The 21,163-nt window shown below is 67.7% G+C and carries 24 protein-coding genes; 18 read left to right on the forward strand and 6 right to left on the reverse strand.

What is annotated here, in order from left to right; translation table 11 throughout:
• Positions 1-108 precede the first annotated feature (108 nt).
• The 4 genes from ACFXHE_RS32530 to ACFXHE_RS32545 all read left to right on the forward strand — a co-directional run bounded on the left by ACFXHE_RS32530 (position 109) and on the right by ACFXHE_RS32545 (position 3,813).
• Complete coding sequence (locus tag ACFXHE_RS32530) at positions 109-855, forward strand: glucose 1-dehydrogenase (protein WP_379388515.1); 747 nt, start codon at positions 109-111, stop codon at positions 853-855.
• Between the two features lie 33 nt (positions 856-888).
• Positions 889-2,553 (forward strand): class I adenylate-forming enzyme family protein, encoded by a 1,665-nt coding sequence (locus tag ACFXHE_RS32535; RefSeq protein WP_379388399.1) that lies wholly within the window; start codon positions 889-891, stop codon positions 2,551-2,553.
• Between the two features lie 110 nt (positions 2,554-2,663).
• Positions 2,664-2,786 carry a hypothetical protein gene (locus ACFXHE_RS32540; protein ID WP_379388400.1) on the forward strand — a complete coding sequence of 41 codons (123 nt, stop codon included), beginning with the start codon at positions 2,664-2,666 and terminating at the stop codon, positions 2,784-2,786.
• Between the two features lie 10 nt (positions 2,787-2,796).
• A complete protein-coding gene (locus ACFXHE_RS32545; protein WP_379388402.1) occupies positions 2,797-3,813 on the forward strand; it encodes a YncE family protein in 1,017 nt (338 codons plus the stop codon).
• On the opposite strand, the gene mqo is transcribed toward ACFXHE_RS32545, so the two are convergent.
• Positions 3,744-5,216 carry a malate dehydrogenase (quinone) gene (gene mqo, locus ACFXHE_RS32550; RefSeq protein ID WP_379388517.1) on the reverse strand — a complete coding sequence of 491 codons (1,473 nt, stop codon included), beginning with the start codon at positions 5,214-5,216 and terminating at the stop codon, positions 3,744-3,746. The two genes, ACFXHE_RS32545 and mqo, sit on opposite strands and share 70 nt — an antisense overlap.
• Before the next feature lie 98 nt (positions 5,217-5,314).
• Here mqo and ACFXHE_RS32555 point away from each other — a divergent pair, with 98 nt between their 5' ends.
• Positions 5,315-6,268: a LysR family transcriptional regulator gene (locus tag ACFXHE_RS32555; protein ID WP_379388404.1), complete on the forward strand. Its 954-nt coding sequence runs from the start codon at positions 5,315-5,317 to the stop codon at positions 6,266-6,268.
• Here ACFXHE_RS32555 and ACFXHE_RS32560 read toward each other — a convergent pair.
• A complete protein-coding gene (locus tag ACFXHE_RS32560; protein ID WP_379388406.1) occupies positions 6,234-7,586 on the reverse strand; it encodes an FAD-binding oxidoreductase in 1,353 nt (450 codons plus the stop codon). The two genes, ACFXHE_RS32555 and ACFXHE_RS32560, sit on opposite strands and share 35 nt — an antisense overlap.
• A 24-nt stretch (positions 7,587-7,610) precedes the next feature.
• On the reverse strand, positions 7,611-8,075 hold the full coding sequence (locus ACFXHE_RS32565) for an NUDIX hydrolase (RefSeq protein WP_379388408.1): 465 nt from the start codon (positions 8,073-8,075) through the stop codon (positions 7,611-7,613).
• On the opposite strand from ACFXHE_RS32565, the gene ACFXHE_RS32570 reads away from it, so the two are divergent.
• The 8 genes from ACFXHE_RS32570 to ACFXHE_RS32605 all read left to right on the forward strand — a co-directional run bounded on the left by ACFXHE_RS32570 (position 8,041) and on the right by ACFXHE_RS32605 (position 15,373).
• Entirely contained in the window at positions 8,041-8,955 is a 915-nt protein-coding gene (locus tag ACFXHE_RS32570) for an SDR family oxidoreductase (protein ID WP_379388410.1), read from the forward strand. The genes ACFXHE_RS32565 and ACFXHE_RS32570 overlap by 35 nt on opposite strands.
• 116 nt (positions 8,956-9,071) lie before the next feature.
• Positions 9,072-10,304 carry an AAA family ATPase gene (locus tag ACFXHE_RS32575; RefSeq protein ID WP_379388411.1) on the forward strand — a complete coding sequence of 411 codons (1,233 nt, stop codon included), beginning with the start codon at positions 9,072-9,074 and terminating at the stop codon, positions 10,302-10,304.
• A 26-nt stretch (positions 10,305-10,330) separates the two neighbouring features.
• On the forward strand, positions 10,331-11,305 hold the full coding sequence (locus ACFXHE_RS32580) for a DUF58 domain-containing protein (RefSeq protein ID WP_379388412.1): 975 nt from the start codon (positions 10,331-10,333) through the stop codon (positions 11,303-11,305).
• A 17-nt stretch (positions 11,306-11,322) separates the two neighbouring features.
• Positions 11,323-12,327 carry a VWA domain-containing protein gene (locus ACFXHE_RS32585; RefSeq protein ID WP_040863982.1) on the forward strand — a complete coding sequence of 335 codons (1,005 nt, stop codon included), beginning with the start codon at positions 11,323-11,325 and terminating at the stop codon, positions 12,325-12,327.
• 49 nt (positions 12,328-12,376) lie between these two features.
• A complete protein-coding gene (gene fabG1 / locus ACFXHE_RS32590; RefSeq protein ID WP_364611676.1) occupies positions 12,377-13,096 on the forward strand; it encodes a 3-oxoacyl-ACP reductase FabG1 in 720 nt (239 codons plus the stop codon).
• Positions 13,097-13,167: 71 nt separating this feature from the next.
• Positions 13,168-14,007 (forward strand): NADH-dependent enoyl-ACP reductase InhA, encoded by an 840-nt coding sequence (gene inhA, locus ACFXHE_RS32595; protein ID WP_379388415.1) that lies wholly within the window; start codon positions 13,168-13,170, stop codon positions 14,005-14,007.
• Positions 14,008-14,121: 114 nt separating this feature from the next.
• Entirely contained in the window at positions 14,122-15,129 is a 1,008-nt protein-coding gene (locus ACFXHE_RS32600) for a ferrochelatase (protein ID WP_379388519.1), read from the forward strand.
• 10 nt (positions 15,130-15,139) lie between these two features.
• Positions 15,140-15,373 (forward strand): hypothetical protein, encoded by a 234-nt coding sequence (locus ACFXHE_RS32605; RefSeq protein WP_379388417.1) that lies wholly within the window; start codon positions 15,140-15,142, stop codon positions 15,371-15,373.
• Positions 15,374-15,389: 16 nt separating this feature from the next.
• Here the strand turns inward: ACFXHE_RS32605 and ACFXHE_RS32610 are convergent, their stop codons facing one another.
• Positions 15,390-16,082: a hypothetical protein gene (locus ACFXHE_RS32610; protein WP_379388419.1), complete on the reverse strand. Its 693-nt coding sequence runs from the start codon at positions 16,080-16,082 to the stop codon at positions 15,390-15,392.
• 110 nt (positions 16,083-16,192) lie between these two features.
• On the opposite strand from ACFXHE_RS32610, the gene msrB reads away from it, so the two are divergent.
• The 3 genes from msrB (at position 16,193) to ACFXHE_RS32625 (ending at position 18,513) form a co-directional block, all read left to right on the forward strand.
• Positions 16,193-16,648 (forward strand): peptide-methionine (R)-S-oxide reductase MsrB, encoded by a 456-nt coding sequence (msrB, locus tag ACFXHE_RS32615; RefSeq protein WP_379388421.1) that lies wholly within the window; start codon positions 16,193-16,195, stop codon positions 16,646-16,648.
• Positions 16,645-17,157: a peptide-methionine (S)-S-oxide reductase MsrA gene (msrA, locus tag ACFXHE_RS32620; protein ID WP_379388423.1), complete on the forward strand. Its 513-nt coding sequence runs from the start codon at positions 16,645-16,647 to the stop codon at positions 17,155-17,157. The genes msrB and msrA overlap by 4 nt, the downstream gene beginning before the upstream one ends.
• Before the next feature lie 141 nt (positions 17,158-17,298).
• Entirely contained in the window at positions 17,299-18,513 is a 1,215-nt protein-coding gene (locus ACFXHE_RS32625) for an FAD-dependent monooxygenase (protein WP_379388425.1), read from the forward strand.
• Between the two features lie 57 nt (positions 18,514-18,570).
• Here ACFXHE_RS32625 and ACFXHE_RS32630 read toward each other — a convergent pair whose 3' ends face one another.
• Complete coding sequence (locus ACFXHE_RS32630) at positions 18,571-18,765, reverse strand: hypothetical protein (RefSeq protein ID WP_379388427.1); 195 nt, start codon at positions 18,763-18,765, stop codon at positions 18,571-18,573.
• A gap of 176 nt (positions 18,766-18,941) precedes the next feature.
• Here ACFXHE_RS32630 and ACFXHE_RS32635 point away from each other — a divergent pair, with 176 nt between their 5' ends.
• The gene (locus tag ACFXHE_RS32635; RefSeq protein WP_379388429.1) at positions 18,942-19,316 is read left to right on the forward strand and encodes a hypothetical protein; all 375 of its coding nucleotides are present in this window, start codon (positions 18,942-18,944) and stop codon (positions 19,314-19,316) included.
• A gap of 19 nt (positions 19,317-19,335) precedes the next feature.
• Here the strand turns inward: ACFXHE_RS32635 and ACFXHE_RS32640 are convergent, their stop codons facing one another.
• Complete coding sequence (locus ACFXHE_RS32640) at positions 19,336-20,478, reverse strand: acyl-CoA dehydrogenase family protein (protein ID WP_379388431.1); 1,143 nt, start codon at positions 20,476-20,478, stop codon at positions 19,336-19,338.
• A 75-nt stretch (positions 20,479-20,553) separates the two neighbouring features.
• On the opposite strand from ACFXHE_RS32640, the gene ACFXHE_RS32645 reads away from it, so the two are divergent.
• Complete coding sequence (locus ACFXHE_RS32645; RefSeq protein ID WP_379388433.1) at positions 20,554-21,150, forward strand: TetR family transcriptional regulator; 597 nt, start codon at positions 20,554-20,556, stop codon at positions 21,148-21,150.
• Positions 21,151-21,163: the final 13 nt, after the last annotated feature.

The raw sequence follows: 21,163 nt of genomic DNA on the forward strand, positions 1-21,163 counted from the left end.
CCGGGGGGCCATACCTCATTCCACTGTTTCAATCAATGATTGAAACAGTGATTGAAGACATGCTTAGCTGCCCTCATGACCGAGAAGCTCTCAGTGGAAAGCCCGAGCATGAACAAGCGAGTCGCGGGCAAGGTGGCCCTCGTCAGCGGAGGCGCGCGTGGGATGGGCGCGGCGCATGCCCGTGCTCTGGTCGAGCACGGAGCCCGCGTGGTGGTCGGCGACCTGCTCGAGACCGAAGGCAGAGCGCTGGTGGCCGAATTGGGTCCGGCGGCTCGCTTCGTCCACCTGGACGTGACCGACCCCGAGCACTGGACGCGGGCCGTGAGTGTCGCCGTCGAGGAGTTCGGTTCGCTGACCGTTCTGGTGAACAATGCCGGGATCGTCAACGGCAACACCATCGTCGACTTCGAACTGGCGGCCTGGCAGCAGATCGTCGACATCAATCTGACCGGTACCTTCCTCGGCATCCAGGCCTCGGCCACGGCGATGATGAATGCCGGCATCGGGTCGATCGTCAATATCTCGTCGGTCGAGGGCCTGCGCGGCAGCGTCGGACTGCATGGCTACACCGCCACCAAATTCGCGGTCCGCGGATTGACCAAATCGGCCGCACTCGAGCTGGCGCAGCACAACATTCGCGTGAACTCGGTCCACCCCGGCATGGTGCGCACACCGATGACCGAGGGCATCCCCGAGGACTTCCTGCAGATCCCGCTCGGCCGCGCCGCCACCGCCGACGAGGTCGCCAATCTCGTCGTCTACCTGGCCAGCGACGAATCCAGCTACACGACCGGCGCGGAGCACGTCATCGACGGCGGACTGATCGTCGGCGTCCCGCACAAGACGCTCGGATGACGCTGCTACCCAACGGATTCGAGGATTTGATTCATGACCAATGCTGTTGATCTGCAGGCTCTGGCCGCGCAGGTGGCCGGGAAGCTGACCGGGCCGGGTGGGCCGTTCGAGATGACGGTCGAGCCGGTGCTGGGTGTGCCGCTGCCGGTGTTCAAGCATCGCCATCGATCGTTGCTGGAGTTGCTGGAAGCCTCCGGGGAGCTGGGTGATCGCGAGTATCTGGTGTCCGCGCGGACCCGCTACACCTTCGCCGAGCATTACGCGGCCGCGGGCGCGCTCGCTGCGGCGCTGGCCGAGCGTTACGGGGTCGGTAAGGGCGATCGTGTCGGCATCCTGGCCGCCAATAGCCCCGAGTGGGTGTTGACGTTCTGGGCCGCGCAAAGGTTGGGTGCGATCCCGGTCGGTTACAACGCGTGGTGGGTGCCGCGCGAGATCGCCTACGGTCTCGAACATTCCGCGCCGAAGGTGGTGATTGCCGATGCAAAGCGGGCCGTGCTGGCCGCGGAGACCGGCACCGATATCCCGGTGCTGACCATGGAGACCGACCTGCCGGCGTTGATCGCGGAGTTCGCCGGCGGCAGCCCGAGTGTGGAAGTGGGCGAGGATGATCCGGCGATCATCCTCTACACCTCCGGGACCACGGGTCGTCCGAAGGGTGTGGTGCACACCCAGCAGAACATGGTGGCGGTCGCGGACTATCACCGGTTCATGGACGCGTTGGCGGCCGGTTTCCGTGGGCAGGGGTGGGATGGTTCCCCGGCGGGTCGCCGTTATCTGGCGACGATGCCGTTGTTCCATATCGCGAGCCTGCACAATCTGTCGGTCCCGCGTCTGGCCACCGGTGATGCGGTGGTGTTCCCGACCTCGGGTGAGTTCGATGCCGAATCACTGTTGAAGCTGGTCGAGACGGAGAAGGTCACCAACTGGGCGGCGGTGCCGACGTTGGCGAGTCGCATTCTGGGCGTGGACATCTCGCGCTACGACCTGTCGTCGCTGACGGCGTTCTCGCTCAATTCCGCGCCGTCGTCTCCGGCGCTGGTGCAGCGGTTGAGGGAGCGGTTCCCGGTCGCGTTGCAGGGCCTGACCACCAGTTACGGGTGCACCGAGTCCGGCACCGCCGCGACCGTGGCGACCCCGCCGGAGCTGGCCGCCGACAACGAGACCGTGGGTCGTGCGGTGGTCGGTGTGTCGGTCGAGGTTCGCGACCCCGACGGTAAGCCGGTGCCCGATGGCGAGGAGGGCGAGGTCTGCATCCGTAGCCCGTACGTCATGCTCGGGTACTGGAACAACGAGGAAGCCACCCGGGCCGCGATCGATGAGAACCGTTGGCTGCGCACCGGTGACTACGGCACGCTGCGGCAGGGCAAGCTCTACATTTCCGGTCGCCGTTCGGATCTCATCCTGCGGGGTGGGGAGAACGTGTACCCGCAGGAGATCGAGAACGTCCTCGACGAGCACCCGCTGGTGCGCGAGTCGGCCGTGATCGGTGTGCCGCACGAGGATCTCGGCCAGGAGGTCGCCGCGATCGTGGTGGTCGACGACCCGCAGCGGTTGTCGGAGGACGAGTTGCGCGATCATGTGGCCAAGCAGTTGGCCTACTTCAAGGTGCCCGCCCGCTGGCTGGTCACCGCGGAACCGTTGCCGCGCAATGCCACCGGCAAGATACTGCGCCGCGACCTAACCCTGGGATTCCACTGAGCCGGCTGACACCGGCCCAGGAGGCCGCCGCGCGACTGACGGTTCCCTTCCTGCTCGTGCACTCCGAGAACGCGTTGGTCCCGCCCTGGGCCCGGAAGTTCTATGCTGCGGTGGCATCCCCGAAATCGGAGCTGTGGCTGAACTCGGTCGGCCAGATCGACTTCTACGACGATCCCCGCCTGATCGAGCCCGCGGCCGCCGCGCTGTTCCGCGACGTCTGCCGAGTCCCATGAGGTGAGCCGGATGTGGTCGAGACAGGTGGGGTGGGTGCTGGCCGGGGCCATGGTGGCGGCGGCCTGCTCCGCTGCTCAGGGACCGGCCACGACCGGCGGGCAGCTGCCGCTGCGCAAGGTTGCGGAGGTCGCCTTGACCGGGGGCTCCGGCCGATTCGATTATGCGAGCCTGGATTCCGGCCGCGGGCTGATGTTCCTGGCGCACATGGGGGCCGGTGAGATCGTCGAGGTCGATGTCCGGGCACACACCGTGGTTCGGACTATCCCCGACGCGCCCGATGTGCACGGCGTGCTGGTCGTCCCGGGGAAGCATCGCGTGTACGCCACCGTGACGGGCCGCGCTCAGGTCGTGGCACTGGACGAGGACAGCGGGGCGGTGCTGTTCACCGCCCCGACCGGCGCCTATCCCGACGGACTGGCCTACGACCCGGTGCGGAACGCGGTGTGGACCACCAACGAGCGGGCGGGCAGTGAGACCGTCGTCGACGCGGACGGCGGAACCGTCCGCGGCACCGTCGGGCTGGGCGGGGAGGTGGGCAATGTCGTCTACGACGCGGCAGTCGATCGGATGGTGGTCGCGGTGCAGGGCCGCGGCGAGCTCGCCGTCATCGCACCGGATTCCCTGACCGTCACCGACCGCATCCGCACGCCCGGATGTTCCGGGCCGCATGGTCAGGCACTCGATGCAAGCGGGCAGATCATGTATGTCGGATGTGAGGACAACGCGACGCTCATCACGGTGGATCTCGCGAAATATGCAGTGACCGACCACAGCAGTGTGGGGGAGACGCCTGACGTCCTTGCCTACGATCCGGGTCTGCAACGGGTGTATGTGGCCAGTGAGAGCGGGTGGGTGAGCGTCTTCGATCGGCGGGACGGACATCCGAAGCCGGCCGGGGCCGCGCACCTCGCGGACGGTGCGCACATCGTGGTCGTCGATCCCGCCGATCATCACAGCTACTTCCCGATCGCCACCGGGATATCGGGGAGTGCACCCGCGCTCTGGGAGTTCGAGCCGTCGGCATAGCCCGGCATGAGCTCCCGCAGCGTCGATTCCCACTGCGAATGCTGTTGCGGGAAGCACCGGTTCAACAGGTCGGCCATGATGGCCGACGCGGTCGAGGCACCGGGCGACGCGCCCAGCAGTCCGGCGATGGTGCCGTCCGCGCCGGTGACCAGCTCGGTGCCCATGGTCAGCACGCCGAGGCGGTCGGGGTCGGGTTTGACCAGCTGGGCGCGCTGACCGGCCTGCACCAGGTACCAGTCGGCAGGGTCGGCCTCGGGGTAGAACCGTTGCAGCTGTGCGAATTTGCGGCGGCGGGTCGAGAGCAGTTCGCGAATCAGATAGCGCACCAGCGGCAGGTTCTGGAGGCCCGCCGCCACCAGCGCCACGATATTCGAGACCCGCAGGGTGGTGAACAGATCGGTGAGCCTGCCGTGCTTGAGCAGCCGCGTACTGAACGTGGCGTAGGGGCCGAACAGCAGCGACGATTCGCCGTCGACGATGCGTTTGTCCAAGTGCGGCACGGACATCGGGGGAGCGCCGACCAGCGCCTGGCTGTAGACCTTCGCCTCGTGCCGGGCCACGATGTCGGGGTTGTCGGTGCGCAGGAACTGCGCGCCGACCGGAAACACCCCGTAACCACGGACCTCGGGCATCCGGGCCTTCTGGAGAAGCTTCAGGGCATAGCCGCCCGCCCCGACGAACACGAAGCGTGCGCGGATGGTGAAGCGCTGCTTGCTGTTCCGATCGCGTCCGGTCACGGTCCAGATGCCGTCGTCGCCGCGCCGCAGCCCGGTGACGTCGTGTCCGGTGCGCAGCTGACCGCCTGCACCGGTCATAGCCTCCACCAGGGATGCGGTGAGCGCTCCGAAATCGACATCGGTGCCGCCCTCGTACCAGGTGGCCGCCACCGGCTCACCCGGTTCACGTCCGTCCATGAGCAGGGGAGCCCACCGCGCGATCACGGCCGGATCCTCGCTGTACTCCATCGCCGAGAACGCGGGCAGTGCCCGGAGCGTCTCGAAACGCCGGCGCAGATATGTCACATCCCGCTCGCCGAACACCACATCCATGTGCGGCGTCCCGGTGACGAAGGTCGTATCCGGCAGCATGCCCCGATCCGCGAGGCCTGCCCAGAGCTGCCGCGACAGCGCGAACGTGGACGCGATTTCGGCTGATTTGCTCGGATCGCCCGCATCCGGCATGTAGTTGAGCTCGCAGAACCCCGAGTGCCCCGTGCCCGCGTTGTTCCACGGATCCGAGCTCTCCGCGGCGACGCGGTCGAGCCGTTCCAGCAGGACCATCGACCAATCCGGTTGCAGCGCCGCGATCATCGCGCCGAGCGTGGCGGACATGATGCCGCCCCCGATCAGTGCGACATCGAGAATCGCTGTGTCCGTGTGGGATTCGGTGCTGTCGGCGTGCATGTCCATCTGACTGACCTCCTCGGCTGCTGGTACCGATAATCGTCACGCCGCGCCCATTCATCCGTCCAATGTTCATTTCGAGCGATTATGATCCGAATATGGATGGATTGCCTTCTGCCCAGGTCGAGGCCCTGATTCCGCTGCTCGCGGCGTTCGACGCGGCGGCGGCCGAGGGGCACATCACGCGTGCGGCGCAGCGGCTCGGCGTGCCGCAGTCGTCGCTGAGCCGCCGGTTGAAAGCGGTCGAGCAGGCCGTCGGGGTGAAGTTGTTCCAACCGGTGGGTCGCCGAGTCGCGCTCACCCCCGCGGGCCAGGAGCTGTTCGACCGCACGCGCGGACTGGTCCAGGCCCTCGGCGACGCGGTCGACGTGGTCCGCAGCGACGCCGATCCGGAGAGCGGCCTGGTCCGCTTCGGCTTCCCCTTCACACTGGGCCCGGTCAGCATCCCGTCACTGCTGGCCGACTTCCACGCGGGCGCACCCCGCATCCGCCTGAGTCTGGTGCAGGCGCACGGCACCGCCCTGGCCGAGATGGTCCGTGAGGGTCGCCTCGATCTGGCCGTCACCATCCCCGCGCCCGATGAACTGCCCGCCATCATCCTCGGGTTCCAGCGCCTGCACCTGTATGTCGCGAACGCCCACCCGCTCGCGACCCGTGGACTGGTCGATCTCGCCGAACTCGCCGACGAGCCGTTCATCGCCAATCCGCCGACCTACCACCTGCGCCGGCTCGTCGACTCCTGGTGCGCCGACGCCGGATTCACCCCGAATGTCGGCTTCGAGATCACCGAGTTCGAAACCCTGCGCGCCCTGGTCGCCCAGAACCTCGGCATCGCGGTGCTCCCGGCCCCGGAGACCCCGCACCCCGGTCTCACGCGTGTCCCCCTGACCGGGGAGCGGGAGCGCAGCATCGGCCTGGTCTCCGGCAATCACCGCCCGACACCCGCCGTGGCGCGGCTGCGCGATCATGTGGCGGCGCATGCCATGTCGTACCTCGAACATGCGCGCGAGACCGTGGTCAGGAGCCGTTGGGAAGAGGATTTCCCGGACTGACGTCGAGCACCTTGCCGGGGTTGAGCAGCCCCAGCGGGTCGAGCGCCCGTTTCACCGCCGCCATCAGATCCACCGCGGCCCCGTGCTCTTCCCGCAGATACTTCTTCTTGGCCAGCCCGATCCCGTGCTCACCGGTGGCGGTGCCGCCGACCTCGAGCGCATGCCGCACCACCAGATCCGAGAACTGCTGCGCCGCCTCGTATTCGGCCTCGGTGTAGGGAACGATGGTGTGGACGTTCCCGTCCCCGATATGCCCCGCGACGGTGATGTTCAGCCCGAGTTCCGCCCCCAGCCGGGTGGCGGTCTCCACGGCCCCCGCGATCCGCGAATAGGGCACGGCGGTATCGGTGATCATGAACCGGCAGCCGGGATTGCCCGCCTTGACCGCGAAGTAGAGATTGTGCCGATCCTCCCAGAGCGCATGCCGATCCCCGTGCGTGCGTGCGGTCGCCACCTCGATCGCGTCGTGCGCGGCGGCGATCCGCCCGATCTCCTGCTCGTTGGCCGAGACAGCCGCGGACGAACCGGATTCGATATCGATGAACAGGGCGGGCGTCTCGGCGTACGCGGTACCGCGGAACACATTGATGGCCGCCATGCTCGGCGCGTCCACCAGTTCCAGCCGGCTCACCGGCAGCGCAGCGCCCAGCATCTCGACCGCGGTGTCCACGGCATCGGCCACGGTCGGGAACGAAATGCGCAGCGAGTGAATCCATTCCGGAATCGGATGCAGCTTCACGGTCAGCTCGGTGATGATCCCGAGCGTGCCCGCCGACCCGATGAGCAGGTCCTTCAGGTCGTATCCGCTCGAGGATTTGCGCACCGGGCGCCCGATCCGGGTGATGGTGCCGTCGGCGAACACCGCCTGCAACGCGAGCACATTGGCCCGCATGCCGCCGTAACGGACGGTGGTGGTGCCGCTGGCATTGGTGGCCGCCATCCCGCCCAGTGACGCGTCGGCTCCGGGATCCACCGTGAACTGCAGCCCGAATTCGGCCGCCGCCGCATTGAGCCGGGTCCGGCTGACGCCGGGCTGCACGGTGGCGGTGAAGTCGCCGGGGGAGATGTCGAGGATCTTGTCTGCCTGGGTGAAATCCAGGATCAGCTCGTCACCCCGGGCCAGGAGATGTCCTTCCAGACTGGTCCCGGCTCCGCGCGCGATCAACGGCGTGCGGTGCTCCCGGGCCCAGTCGACCACGGTCACCACGTCCTCGGCGGTGACCGGATAGACGACGCCGCGGGGACGCTGCCCGGCCCGGCCGGTCTCGTCGACCGTGAATTGATCGAGGACCACCGGACGAGTGTCGATCTCGAGCATGTGGTCCTCCGCAGCGGCGAGTGGCTACTCCTGGTACGTCATGAGAATACGGCGGATCGACGGGGTGACGGGCAGTTCACCACTGAGCGGGACCCACCGGTACTCGGCGTAGTTCGTGACCCGCACCGGCCCGGCACTCGCCACCGAGGCCGCGAAATGTTCTCTGCGGACCCGCTTTCCGGCACTGGAGAGGTAGTCGAAGCTGCCGAGATGGCGCACGATGTCGACCACCGCGAGCCCGGTCTCCTCCTGCACCGCCCGCACCACCGCGCCGGCCAGTGACTCGCCCGGGCGGACCACCGTCCCGGGCAGGTGTAGCGGACTGCGTCCCTCGACGTGCTCCTCGTGCTCGAGCATCAGCACCGCGTCATTGTGTTCGACAACCACTCCCACCCGTAGCGCGACCCCGTCGGCGGCCGCCCGCTCCCGGAGTTCTTCCAGCACCGTCTCGCCGATGGATTGCCTGGGCGAAACCTCGAAATCCCACACGTCACACCACATCCCGTATCACCGGACACCGTCGACCGATACCGACAACGCTACCGGCGCAGAAGCGGTCGGCGGCAGAGACATTCGCAAGATTAGACGCATCTTCGCCCGGCGCATCGGTGCTCCGGAAACTTTCTGGTACCGATCGAATCCTTCCGCCGGTCCGATGGAAAGCTGGGGGTGTGCCCGCCTACGAGAGGAGTCACCGATGAAGGTATTCCAGATCGGAGCGGCCGGCGGCATCGGACGCCGTCTGTCGACGCTGCTGACCGCGCGCGGTGACACGGTCACCGGCATGCACCGCAACCCGGACCAGGCGGCGGTGATCGCCGCGACCGGCGCGACCCCGGTGGCCGGCGACCTGGTCACCGATTCGGTGGACGAACTCGCCGCCAAATTCCACGGCCACGACGCCATCGTCTTCTCCGCGGGCGCGCACGGCACCGGGATGGACCAGACCTCGCTGATCGATGGCAGGGGACTGGAAAAGTCGGCCGATGCTGCCCGATTTGCCGGTGTTGCCCGTTTCGTTCTGGTGTCCGTGTTCCCCGACGCGGGTCGCGATCTCAATACAACACCCGCCTTCGAGCACTACATGCGCGTGAAGAAGATGGCCGACGCCTACCTCGTCGCGACCGACCTCGACTGGCTCATCGTGCGTCCCGGCACACTGCGCAACGAACCCGGAAAAGGCCTGGTCACAGCCGGACTGGCAATCGAATACGGCAACGTCCACCGCGACGACGTCGCCGCCTTCATCGACGTCGCCCTGCACCGTCCCGCCCTCAACCGCGTCATCATCGAACTGACCGACGGTCACACCCCCGTCGCCGACGCCGTCGAACTGGTCCTCGACCACGCCACCACGGCCAGGAAATAGCCGAAAGCCACATTTCACGACCGAAATTCGCGCCGCGATCGGATCCGGGTGCGGCAATTGCGCGGGATACCTGGAATAGTTGGGGCGGAACGCACAGGACCAAGGCGAAAGCGGGGATGTTGGTGACTTCGACTGACGGTGTGAGCGGGGTAAGCACGGTGAAGGATGCACCACCCTCGCCTCCGAACACCCTCGAGCGCGATGTCCAGACCCTGGAAAAGGCGATCTACGAAGTCAAGCGCGTGATCGTCGGTCAGGATCGGCTGGTCGAGCGGCTGTTGGTCGGTGTCCTCGCCAAGGGGCACGTGCTGCTGGAGGGCGTGCCGGGTATCGCCAAGACCCTGGCCGTCGAGACCTTCGCGAAGGTGGTGGGCGGCAGCTTCTCGCGCGTGCAGTTCACCCCGGACCTGGTGCCCACCGACCTCGTGGGTACCCGCATCTACCGGCAGGGCCGCGAGGAGTTCGACACCGAGCTGGGCCCGGTGGTCGCCAACTTCGTGCTCGCCGACGAGATCAACCGCGCGCCCGCCAAGGTGCAGTCCGCACTGCTCGAGGTGATGGCCGAGCGGCACGTGTCCATCGGCGGCAAGACCTACCCGATGCCGAATCCGTTCCTGGTCATGGCGACCCAGAACCCGATCGAGTCGGAGGGCGTGTACCCGCTGCCCGAGGCACAGCGCGACCGCTTCCTGTTCAAGGTCGTCGTGGACTACCCCTCCGTCGAGGAGGAGCGCGAGATCATCTACCGGATGGGTGTCACCCCGCCGGAGGCCAAGCGGGTGCTCGATCCGGAGGAACTGGTCCGGCTGCAGAGCGTGGCCGCCAATACGTTCGTCCACCACGCGCTGGTCGACTATGTGGTCCGCGTGATCGCCGCGACCCGCAAGCCCGCCGACGTCGGCATGCAGGATGTGGCCGGCTGGATCTCCTACGGCGCTTCGCCGCGCGCCTCGCTCGGCATCATCGCCGCCGCTCGCGCGGTCGCGCTGATCCGCGGCCGCGACTACGTGGTCCCGCAGGATGTGGTCGAGGTGATCCCGGACGTGCTGCGCCACCGCCTGGTGCTGTCCTACGACGCGCTCGCCGACGAGGTCAGCCCCGACGATGTGATCAAGCGCGTGCTGCAGACTGTCGGCCTGCCGCAGGTCGCTGCCCAGGCCAATGCCCCGGCCGGCGCCCCCGCGCCCGCCGCGCCGATGCCCGCCCCGGCGCAGCCGCCGGTGCTGGGCCCGCACGGCGGTGCCTCGCAGCAGCCCGGCGTGCCCGCCCAGGGCATGCCGCAGCCGGGTATTCCACAGCCCCCCAACGGTCAGGTGTCCGGAGTTCCCGGTCAGCCCCAGCCGAAGTGAGGCCGGTCTCGGAATCGATTGCGCCCGTGACGATCTCACCCCCCAGCGGCTCCACGCACGCCCCGCCCTCGTTCCGGCAGGGGCAGTTGACCGACCCGCGGTTGTCGGCGGCGTTGAAGACGCTCGAACTCACCGTGCGCCGGCGCCTGGACGGCGTGCTGCACGGTGACCACCTGGGCCTGATCCCCGGCCCCGGCTCCGAACCCGGTGACGCCCGCATGTATCAGCCGGGCGACGATGTGCGGCAGATGGATTGGTCGGTCACCGCCCGCACCACCCATCCGCACGTGCGGCAGATGATCGCCGACCGCGAACTCGAGACCTGGCTGGTCATCGACCTGTCGGCCAGTGTCGACTTCGGTACCGCGCTGTGCGAGAAGCGGGATCTGGTGGTCGCCGCGGCGGCCGCGGTCACGCATCTGACCAGTGGCGGCGGCAACCGGATCGGTGCAGTGGTGGCCAATGGCCAGCAGCTGATCCGGATTCCGGCCCGCAGCGGCCGCGTGCACGAGCAGGCGATGCTGCGCAAGATCGCGACCACCCCGCACGCTCCCGACGGGGTGCGCGGTGATCTGCGCGAGGCCATCGAGGCCCTGCGGCGCCCCCAGCGCAAACGCGGTCTGGCCGTGGTCGTCTCCGATTTCCTCGGCGACATCGACTGGCAGCGTTCGCTGCGCGCCATCTCCGGCCGCCACGACCTGCTCGGTGTCGAGGTGCTCGACCCGCGCGATCTGGAGTTGCCGGACGTCGGCGATGTGGTCCTGCACGACCCGGAGTCGGGCCGGACCCGGGAATTCAGTGTGACCCCCACGCTCCGTACCGATTTCGCGCGCGCCGCGCAGCGTCATCGCGACCAGGTCGAGCAGGCGCTGCGCAGCTGCGGTGCGCCGGTGATGACTCTGCGCACCGATCGCGACTGGATCGCGGACGTGGTCAGATTCGTGTCGACCCGGCGCCACACCTTCGGCGCCCCGACTGCCGGGCGGGTGCCGCGACAGTGAGCATTGGCAATGTCACTTTGAGCCTTTCGCATTTCACGGCGCAGTACTGGCTGGGATTCCTGGCCGTACTGGCCGCGATCGCGCTGATCTACATCCTGATCCAGCAGCGGCGGCGAAAGCACATGCTGCGCTTCGCCAATATGGATCTGCTGGAGAAGGTCGCACCCTCGCAACCCAAGCCGTGGCGGCACATCCCGGTGGCGCTCACCCTGGTGGGCCTGATCTTCCTGACCTTCGCCGCCGCCGGTCCGACCGCGGCCAAGAAGGTGCCGCGCAACCGGGCCACGGTCATCCTGGTGATCGATGTGTCGCTGTCCATGGAGGCGACCGACGTGCCGCCCAGCCGAATTCAGGTGGCCAAGAAGGCCGCCAAGGAGTTCGCGGACAATCTGACGCCCGGTATCAACCTGGGTCTGGTCACCTTCGCCGGTACCGCGTCGGTGCAGGTGTCGCCGACGACCAATCGGGAAGCGGTCAAGGCGGCCATCGACAATATGAAGCTGGCCGAGCGCACCGCCACCGGCGAGGGCATTCTCACCGCCCTGCAGTCGATCGACACACTGGCGTCGGTGCTGGGCGGCGCGGAGAAGCCGCCGCCGGCCCAGATCGTGATGATGTCCGACGGTAAACAGACCGTTCCGGACGACAAGGACGTCGAGAACCCTCGCCACGGCTTCACCGCCGCGCGGCTGGCGAAGGAGAAAGGCGTTCCGGTGTCGACGATTTCGTTCGGCACCACCTGGGGCACCGTCGAGATTCCGGATCAGGACGGCAAGGGTTCGCAGCGGGTGCGGGTGCCGGTGGACGACGATTCGCTGCGCGAGATCGCGAAGTTGTCCGGCGGCGAGTTCTTCACCGCCTCCACGCTGGAGGAACTCAAGAACGTCTATGGCCATTTGGAAGAGCAGATCGGCTACGAGACCACCATGGGCGACGCCAGCCGCCCGTGGCTGTTGCTCGGCCTGCTGGTGACCGCCGGTGGCGTGCTCACCGCCCTGCTCTATCGTCAGCGTCTGCCGTAAATCGGTACCGCGCGCCGAGTCCCGAACACGAACAGATAGGTTTGCCCTTATGTCGAACATCACATCCCGGTCGGTACTGGTGACCGGCGGTAACCGCGGCATCGGTCTCGCGGTCGCCCAGCGCCTGCTCGCCGACGGACACAAGGTCGCCGTGACTCATCGTGGGTCCGGCGTGCCCGAGGGGCTTTTCGGCGTGAAATGCGATGTGACCGATGCCGAATCGGTCGATCGGGCGTTCTCCGAGGTGGAGGCGCACCAGGGTCCGGTCGAGGTCGTCGTCGCCAATGCGGGCATCGTGGACAACGTTCTGTTCATGCGCATGAGCGAGGAGTCGTTCTCGAAGGTCATCGATGCCAACCTGACCGGTGCGTGGCGAGTCGCCCAGCGCGCCAACCGCAATATGCTCAAGAACCGCTTCGGCCGCGTCATCTTCCTCGGCTCGGTGGTCGGTCAGATCGGTGCGCCGGCGCAGGTCAGCTACGCGGCGGCCAAGTCCGGTCTGGTCGGCATGGCGCGCGCCATCACCCGTGAGGTCGGCAAGCGCAACATCACCGCGAATGTGGTCGCGCCCGGCCTGATCGACACCGACATGACCCGTGACGAGATGACCCCGGAGATGCGCAAGACCGCGCTCGATTTCATCCCCGCGGGCCGGATCGGCCAGGCCGAGGACGTCGCGGGTGTGATCAGCTTCCTCGCCTCGGACGACGCCTCCTACATCTCCGGCGCGATCATCCCCGTCGACGGCGGTATGGGCATGGGTCACTGAGCCTTTCGCGCTCAGGCCCAACCCGAACCCTCAACCCCAGCACTTTTCAAACGAGGAGAACCGACCACCCCATGGCTGGATTGCTCGACGGCAAAACCGTCCTCATCACCGGCATCATCACCGACTCGTCCATCGCCTTCCACGCGGCCGCGGTCGCGCAGGAGCAGGGCGCGAAGGTGATCATCACCGGTATCCCGGAGCGCCTGCGGCTCATCGACCGCATCGCCAAGCGCCTGCCGCAGGAGGTCCCCCCGGCCATCGGCCTGGACGTGACCAATGAGGAGAACCTGGCCGAGCTCGCCGACAAGGTCCGCGAGCTGGCGCCCGAGGGCATCGACGGTGTGCTGCACTCGATCGCGTTCGCGCCGCGCACCCTGATGGGTCCGGAGGCCCTGCCGTTCCTCGACGGCCCCGGCGCCGACGCCGCCAAGGCGTTCGAGATCTCGGCGTGGTCCTACGCCTCGCTGGCCCGCGCCGTGCTGCCGGTCATGAACGAGGGCGGCTCCATCGTGGGCATGGACTTCGATCCGCGCACCGCGATGCCGTACTACAACTGGATGGGTGTGGCCAAGGCCGCGCTCGAGTCGGTGAACCGGTACGTGGCGCGAGAGGTAGGCGAGGCCAAGAAGGTTCGCTCCAACCTGATCGCCGCGGGCCCGATCAAGACCCTGGCCGCCAAGGCCATCGCGGGCACGGCCACCGATGACGCCAAGCAGCTGAACATGCTCAACACCTACTGGGACGGCGCGTCCCCGATCGGCTGGGATGTCGACGACCCGACGGTCGTCGCCAAGTCCGTGGTGACCCTGCTGTCGGATTGGCTGCCGGGCACCACCGGTTCGATCATCTACGTCGACGGCGGCGCCAGCCACAACACCTGGTTCCCGGCGGACGGCTTCGGCGCCAACTGAACCGGTAGAGACTCGAGGGTAAGGAGGAGAGCAGTGGCTGCGGAGCCCACGGCTCGTGAAGTGGACGCCCTGCTACTGCTGTCCTTCGGCGGTCCCGAGCGCCCCGAGGATGTGATGCCGTTCCTGGAGAACGTCACTCGGGGCCGGGGCGTGCCGCCGGAGCGTCTCGCCGAAGTCGCGCAGCACTACCTGCACTTCGGCGGGGTATCGCCGATCAATGCCCTGAACCTGGACATCATCAAGGCCATCGAGGCCGAATTCGCCACGCGCGGTATCGATCTGCCGGTGTACTTCGGCAACCGAAACTGGCATCCGATGGTCGAGGAGACCGTCGAGCGCATGCGCGCGGACGGTGTCCGGTCCGCGCTGGTGTTCCCGACCTCGGCGTGGGGCGGGTACTCCGGCTGCCTGCAGTACCACGAGGACATCGTGCGCGCCCGGGCCGCGGTCGTCGACGCGCCCGAATTGGTGAAGCTGCGCCAGTATTTCGACCATCCGCTGTTCATCGGTGCCTTCGCGGACTCGATCCGCGCGGCCGTCGCGGAATTGCCGGCCGGCAAACGCGAGTCCGCCCGCCTGGTCTTCACCGCCCACTCGGTGCCGGTATCGGCCGATGTCGCCTCCGGCCCGCCCGCCGAGCAGCACCTCTACAGCCGTCAGGTCGCCGAGGCGGCCCGATTGTGCGCTGCCGCAACCGGATTCGACGACTACGACCTGGTGTGGCAGTCGCGGTCCGGCCCGCCGCAGATCCCGTGGCTGGATCCCGACATCGTCGATCACCTCGACGCCCTCGCCGAGCGCGGCGTGGACGCGGTCGTGGTGTGCCCGGTCGGCTTCGTCTCCGATCACCTCGAGGTCATCTGGGACCTGGACAACGAGGCGAAGGAGCGGGCCGCAGAACTGGGCATGGCCTTCGCCCGCGCCGCCACACCCGGCCCGGACCGGCGCTACGCACAGATGGTCGCGGACCTGGTGGACGAGTACCGTTCCGCTGCCGCCCCGGCCCGCCTGAGCGAGATCACCGCCCTGGGCTGCACCGTCAACGGCGCGCCCTGCGTCGCGGGCTGCTGCGCGCTCCCGCCGCGCCGCCCCGCGGTGGCACCGGCGGCCGCCGAATTGTAGTCTCGCCCAGGTGACTACACCCGGACGCGGAATCCCGCAACGTCGTCAGCCCGCCTCGAGCGGTGCCGCCGCCCGCAAGCAGCGCACCTTCGGCCCGCCGGACATGTTCGTCTGGGCGCCGGTCCTGACGCTGTTCCTCGCCGCCGGTATCGTCGGCACCATCGGCCAGTCCATCGGCTTCGCCGCCGCTTTCGTCGGTGTCGCGGTGATCATGTTGGTCGCCGACATGTGGTTCAACCGCTGACACAACAGGTTCGGCACTACTTCAGGACGTTGACCGCGCGGGCGATGACCAGGCTCACGGTGATCAGTGAGATCGCCGATTGGATCATCATCAGGGTTTTCGCCCAGCGGGACATGGGCATCACGTCGGTCGGGCTGAACGCGGTGGCGTTGGTGAAGGACAGGTAGAGGTAATCCGGAAATTGCGGTTCCCACTCGGGATCCGTGAGATCCGGATTCTGCATCTGCACCCAGAGGAAGTCGGGATAGGGCTTGCGGGCGTGGGCTCGGGCGGCGGGCCCGCCGCGGTCGAAATCCCAATACCAGAGCGCGAATACGAGCACATTGGTCAGCCAGACCGCGCCGCCGGATGTCAGCAGGCCGGCCGCGTTGTCGCTGACCGAGCCATTGATCAGCGCCCGCACCAGGTGCGCCACCGACCACACCATGGCGAATCCGAGCAGCGCCATCAACAGCAGGCTGAAGCGGCGCAGGCGGATCTCGTCCCGGTCCAGCCGGACAGGGTTGCCGATCATCAGCACGATCAGCAACAGCAGCCCGATGCCCGGGACCACCCAGCGCGGTCCGGCCGTGAATTGCGCGGGCAGAAAGAACTGCACGACCAGAATCCCGACGATGGCCGCGGTCGCCGCCCACCGCGATTCCCCTGCTGTTCGCCGCGCCCACGCGGGCACCTGATCGTCGTCGGTCTCGTTCCCGGGCGCGCTCACGCTGGTGAGTATGCCCGGCGGCCAATGGTGACAGAAGTATGACGCGGGGTTGAGGGTGGACTTTCCAGCGGGCAGGGTGGGTTGTAGCTGAGGCCGATCAAGGAGGTCATGTGGCACGGGAGTACAACCGGAATCCGGCGGCTGTGGCCGCGCTGTCGCCTGAGCAGTATCACGTCACGCAGGAGAACGGGACCGAGCGAGCGTTCACGGGCGAGTACTGGGACAACCACGAGCCTGGTATCTATGTGGATGTGGTGTCCGGTGAGCCGTTGTTCGCGTCGACGGACAAGTTCGAGAGCGGATCGGGGTGGCCGAGTTTCACCAAGCCGATCGACAACGCCAATGTGGTCGAGAAGCGGGATCTGAGTCACTTCATGATCCGGACCGAGGTGCGCTCGTCGTACGGCGACAGCCATCTGGGTCATGTGTTCACCGATGGGCCGCGCGATGCGGGTGGGCTGCGCTACTGCATCAACTCGGCGTCGCTGCGGTTCATCCACCTCGACAAGCTCGAGGACGAGGGCTACGGGCAGTACAAGTCTCTGTTCACGAAGGAGGAAGCGTGACCGATACGCGGAAGGCCATTCTGGCCGGCGGATGTTTCTGGGGCATGCAGGATCTCATCCGGAAGCAGCCGGGTGTGCTGTCGACCCGGGTGGGTTACACGGGCGGTCGCAATGACAACCCGAACTACCGCAATCACCCCGGGCACGCGGAGGCGGTGGAGATCGTCTACGACCCCGCGCAGACGGATTACCGTGCGCTGCTGGAGTTCTTCTTCCAGATCCACGATCCGAGCACCAAGGATCGGCAGGGCAATGACATCGGGACGAGCTACCGCTCTGCCATCTTCTACCTGGACGACGAGCAGAAGCGGGTCGCCGAGGACACCATCGCCGACGTCGACGCCTCCGGCCTGTGGCCGGGCAAGGTGGTCACCGAGGTGACCCCGGCGAGCACGTTCTGGGAGGCCGAGCCGGAGCACCAGGACTACCTGGAGCGGTTCCCGAACGGCTACACCTGCCACTTCCCGCGGCCGGGCTGGAAGCTGCCGAAACGGCAGGCCACGGCGTAGATCCGAGTGGGCCTCATCGGGGTGTGTCCCCGGTGAGGCCCCTTTTTGTTCCACGAACTAGTTGCGAAGAAACTAGTTGCATGGATACTATTGCTGCAGCGGTCGCGAGGGTGATCGAAGGAATCGGGGAAGGCAATGGTCATGAACGGCATCAAGAAGGCACTGATCATCGGCGGCGGCATCGCGGGCCCGGTGACCGCGCTGGCGCTGCAGAAGGCCGGCATCGAGGCGACGGTGTACGAGGCCTACCCGGCCGCGGCCGACACCGGCGCGATGCTCACCGTGGCACCGAACGGCCTTGCGGCGCTGGGGATCATCGGCGCGGACAAGCTCGTCGAGGCCGCCGGGCACCCGCTGCACAGCATGGTGATGGAGACCGGCACGGGCCGCACGCTCATGCAGGTCGACGCGCTGCCCGGCCTGCCGCCGAGCTGCACCATCCTGCGCTCGGACCTGTTCCGGGTGCTGCACGACCACGCGGTCGCCAACGGCATCACCATCGAGCACGGTAAGCGGCTGGTCGACCTCGAGCAGACCGAGACGGGCGTGATCGCGCAGTTCGAGGACGGCACCACGGCCACCGGGGACATCCTGATCGGCGCGGACGGCATCCACTCCACCGTGCGCACCCTGATCGACCCGCAGGCCCCCGGTCCGGAGTACACCGGCCTGATGAGCTTCGGCTTCGGCGAATTCACCCCGGACGGAAAGCTTTCCGACGGCGGCGAGGGCGATATCGAGGCGATGCACTTCGCATTCGGCAAGCGTGCCTTCTACGGCTACTGGCGTCAGCCGAACGGCAAGCACGTCTTCTTCAGCAACTTCCCGCAGGAACAGCCCATGACCCTCGCCGAGGCGAAGGCCGTGCCCGCCGAGGACTGGCTGGCGAAGCTGCGGGCCGCCCACATCGGCGACACCCCCGGCGAGCAGCTGTTCGCCGAGACCAGTGTCGAGGACATGATCGTCACCGGCCCGATGGAACGGATGCCCCACGTGCCCAACTGGTTCCGCGGTCGCGTGGTCCTGGTCGGCGACGCCGTGCACGCCCCGTCCTCCAGCTCGGGCCAGGGCGCGTCGCTGGCCATCGAGTCGGCCGTCGAGCTGGCCCGCTGCCTGCGTGACATCCCGGACCCCGCAGCGGCTTTCACGGCCTACGAGCGCCTGCGCCGCCCCCGCGTCGAGGACATCTCGGACAATGCCGCCAAGACCAACAACGGCAAGACCTCCGGCCCGGTCGCCAAGGCCCTGTTCGGCCTCATGATGCCCCTCGCGACCCGCACCTTCCTCAAGCCGGAGAAGATGTTCGGCCCGGTCCACCGTTTCGTCATCGACTGGGACGCAACGGTTACCGCGTGAGTCGGGCACAGTGATCCCCGGGGATGCCCCGGGGATTTCGCCTTTTCCGCGCGCCGCTCACCGACGCAGCGACCGGTACCCGGTCCAGAGCAGCAGGCCCGCACCCACCACGACGAGAACGCCACCGAGGTAACTCCACTCGGAGTGCCCGGTCATCGGCGACCCGTGCAGGGAACCGGCGCCCTGTGCCATCCAGATCACTCCGACGACGCATAGCACGACGCCGATCACGGCGGAGACGATCCGTCCCATGACACCTCCTCGGTGGCCTGAGCTCAGCATAGGACTTCGAGGGGCTCATCGGGCGCTGGGGCGCCACCTCCGTCGAGGGTACGGCCGAATGCTGGTCGTGGGGAGGTAAACACGTTGTGGCGCGACCGATTCGGGGCCTACTGTCGAGGCGATCCGATCGGTCGAGGGGGAATGTAATGAGACCACATAAGATCGCGACTCTGGCGGCGTTCGCGGACATCTCCGCCATGGCTGCGCTGTTCGCGCCGACAGCGGCGGCGGACGACATCGTGCCGGGCGTCGCGTGCGCGGGCACCAACTGCACGAACGACAACGACGAGGATTACGTCGTCTCCGGCACCGCGTTGTGCATCCACTGGAACTTCCCGACGTACCAGAACGGGAACGACACCTCGACGACCAGTATCGAACCCGAGGGCTTCCGAGTCACCGTTCCGGCACACGGCCAAGCAACCCTGACTCCCGGCTGCACGGGCGGTGACGTCATGAGCTCGTGGAATATCACCGGCGCGGCGCCAAGTTCCCAGGTGCCGACCGGCTCCTGGGGCTAGCGCCACACCGATTCGAGCCTCAGCTGCTCGCGAGGCTCCGGGCGATGACCAGGCGCTGGATCTGGTTGGTGCCCTCGAAGATCTGGGTGATCTTGGCCTCGCGCATGTAGCGCTCGACGGGGAAGTCCTGGGTGTAGCCGTAGCCGCCGAAGACCTGGACGGCGTCGGTGGTGACCTTCATGGCGGCGTCCGTCGCGATGAGCTTGGCGACGCTGGCCTGGCGGGAGTAGGGGAGGCCGGCGTCGCGGCGGCGGGCGGCGTCGAGGTAGGTGGCGCGGGCGGAGTCGACGGCGGCGGCCATGTCGGCCAGGACGAAGCCAAGGCCCTGGTGGTCGATGATGGGGCGGCCGAAGGCTTCTCGCTCCTTGGCGTAGGCGACGGCGTCGTCGAGGGCGCGCTGGGCGATGCCGGTGGCGACGGCGGCGATGCCGAGGCGGCCGGAGTCCAGGGCGCTGAAGGCGATCGGAAGGCCCTGTCCCGGTTCGCCGATGAGCCGCTCGGCCGGGAGGAAGACGTTGTCGTAGGCGGCGGTGGTGGTCGGGACCGCGCGCAAGCCCATCTTCTCCTCGGGCTTGCCGAACGACAGGCCCTCGGTGCCGGCGGGGACCAGGAAGCACGAGATGCCGCGTGAGCCCTCACCGGTGCGGGCGAACAGGGTGTAGTAATCGGCCTTGCCGCCGTTGGTGATCCACGCCTTGGTGCCGGTGATGCGGTAGCCGCCCTCGGCCTCGACGGCCCGGCAGCGCAGGGCTGCAGCGTCGGATCCGGCATGCGACTCGGACAGGCTGTAGGCGCCGATCAGATTGCCGGACAGCATCTCCGGCAGCCAGCGCTGCTTCTGCTCCTCAGTGCCGTAGGCGAACAGCGGATGGCACGACAGGCTGTGCACGCTCACCGCCACCGCGACCGCCGCCCAGCGCGCGCCGAGCTCCTCGAGCACCTGCAGATACACCTCGTACGGCTGCCCGGCCCCGCCGAACTCCTCCGGATACGGCAGGCTCAGCAGCCCCGCCGCGCCGAGCGCGCGGAACGCCTCGGCGGGGTAGCGCTCCTGCTTCTCGTACTCGACGACCTGGGGCTCGAGCACCTTGTCCGCGATATCGCGGGTGAGCTCGATGAGGTCGCGGGCTTCGGGCGTGGGCAGCAGGCGATCGACGGGCATGCCAGTCACATTACGACCGACACCCAATTGCGTGCAAGGGAGCACGCAATTTCGCCAGGCGGCTAGACTGACCAGGTGGTATCCGGTCTGCCCCCGAACAAGCATCAGGAGAAGAGTCTCCGCACCCGAGCGCTGCTGCTGGACGCGGCCATCGAGAGCCTGGCCGAGGTCGGGTACGCGAGCGCGTCGATCGCCGACATCACTGCGCGGGCCGGGGTGACGCGGGGCGCGCAGCTGCATCACTTCCACACCCGGCAGGAATTGTTCGCTCAGACCATCGAGCATCTGACGCAGCGGCAGGGGGAGGCGCTGCAGCGGCGGGAGCGGACGCTGTCGCGGGCGGTGTCGGCGGGGGAGGTGCTGGTCGAGCTGGTGACCGCGCCGTTCGCGGGGAAGCTGGGCAAGGCGGCGGTGGAGTTGTACGTCGGCATCGCCAATGACAAGGACCTGCGCCGGAACATGCTGCGCGTGCAGCATGACCTGACGATCGAACTGCTCGACGCCTGCGGGCGTTTCATCGACGCGCCGCGCGAACGCCTCGAGGCCGCGTTCTGGCTCACCATCAACCTGGTGCGCGGTGCGACCCTCGACGAGATGGTGGGACGGGATCGCCTGCGGCGCAAGCAGGTTCTCGCCGATTGGGCGCGGCTCGCCGAGGGCATGCTCGGGTGAAACACGAACGTTC

The organism is Nocardia sp. NPDC059229, assembly GCF_042754165.1.
Taxonomy (GTDB): domain Bacteria; phylum Actinomycetota; class Actinomycetes; order Mycobacteriales; family Mycobacteriaceae; genus Nocardia.

Coding starts and splice junctions, on each gene's coding strand:
- ACFXHE_RS32530 (WP_379388515.1), top strand. CDS start 109: ATGAACAAGCGAGTCGCGGGCAAGGTGGCCCTCGTCAGCGGAGGCGCG.
- ACFXHE_RS32535 (WP_379388399.1), top strand. CDS start 889: ATGACCAATGCTGTTGATCTGCAGGCTCTGGCCGCGCAGGTGGCCGGG.
- ACFXHE_RS32545 (WP_379388402.1), top strand. CDS start 2,797: ATGTGGTCGAGACAGGTGGGGTGGGTGCTGGCCGGGGCCATGGTGGCG.
- mqo (WP_379388517.1), bottom strand. CDS start 5,216: ATGCACGCCGACAGCACCGAATCCCACACGGACACAGCGATTCTCGAT.
- ACFXHE_RS32555 (WP_379388404.1), top strand. CDS start 5,315: ATGGATGGATTGCCTTCTGCCCAGGTCGAGGCCCTGATTCCGCTGCTC.
- ACFXHE_RS32560 (WP_379388406.1), bottom strand. CDS start 7,586: ATGCTCGAGATCGACACTCGTCCGGTGGTCCTCGATCAATTCACGGTC.
- ACFXHE_RS32570 (WP_379388410.1), top strand. CDS start 8,041: ATGGATTGCCTGGGCGAAACCTCGAAATCCCACACGTCACACCACATC.
- ACFXHE_RS32575 (WP_379388411.1), top strand. CDS start 9,072: ATGTTGGTGACTTCGACTGACGGTGTGAGCGGGGTAAGCACGGTGAAG.
- fabG1 (WP_364611676.1), top strand. CDS start 12,377: ATGTCGAACATCACATCCCGGTCGGTACTGGTGACCGGCGGTAACCGC.
- inhA (WP_379388415.1), top strand. CDS start 13,168: ATGGCTGGATTGCTCGACGGCAAAACCGTCCTCATCACCGGCATCATC.
- ACFXHE_RS32600 (WP_379388519.1), top strand. CDS start 14,122: ATGCCGTTCCTGGAGAACGTCACTCGGGGCCGGGGCGTGCCGCCGGAG.
- ACFXHE_RS32625 (WP_379388425.1), top strand. CDS start 17,299: ATGAACGGCATCAAGAAGGCACTGATCATCGGCGGCGGCATCGCGGGC.
- ACFXHE_RS32630 (WP_379388427.1), bottom strand. CDS start 18,765: ATGGGACGGATCGTCTCCGCCGTGATCGGCGTCGTGCTATGCGTCGTC.
- ACFXHE_RS32635 (WP_379388429.1), top strand. CDS start 18,942: ATGAGACCACATAAGATCGCGACTCTGGCGGCGTTCGCGGACATCTCC.
- ACFXHE_RS32640 (WP_379388431.1), bottom strand. CDS start 20,478: ATGCCCGTCGATCGCCTGCTGCCCACGCCCGAAGCCCGCGACCTCATC.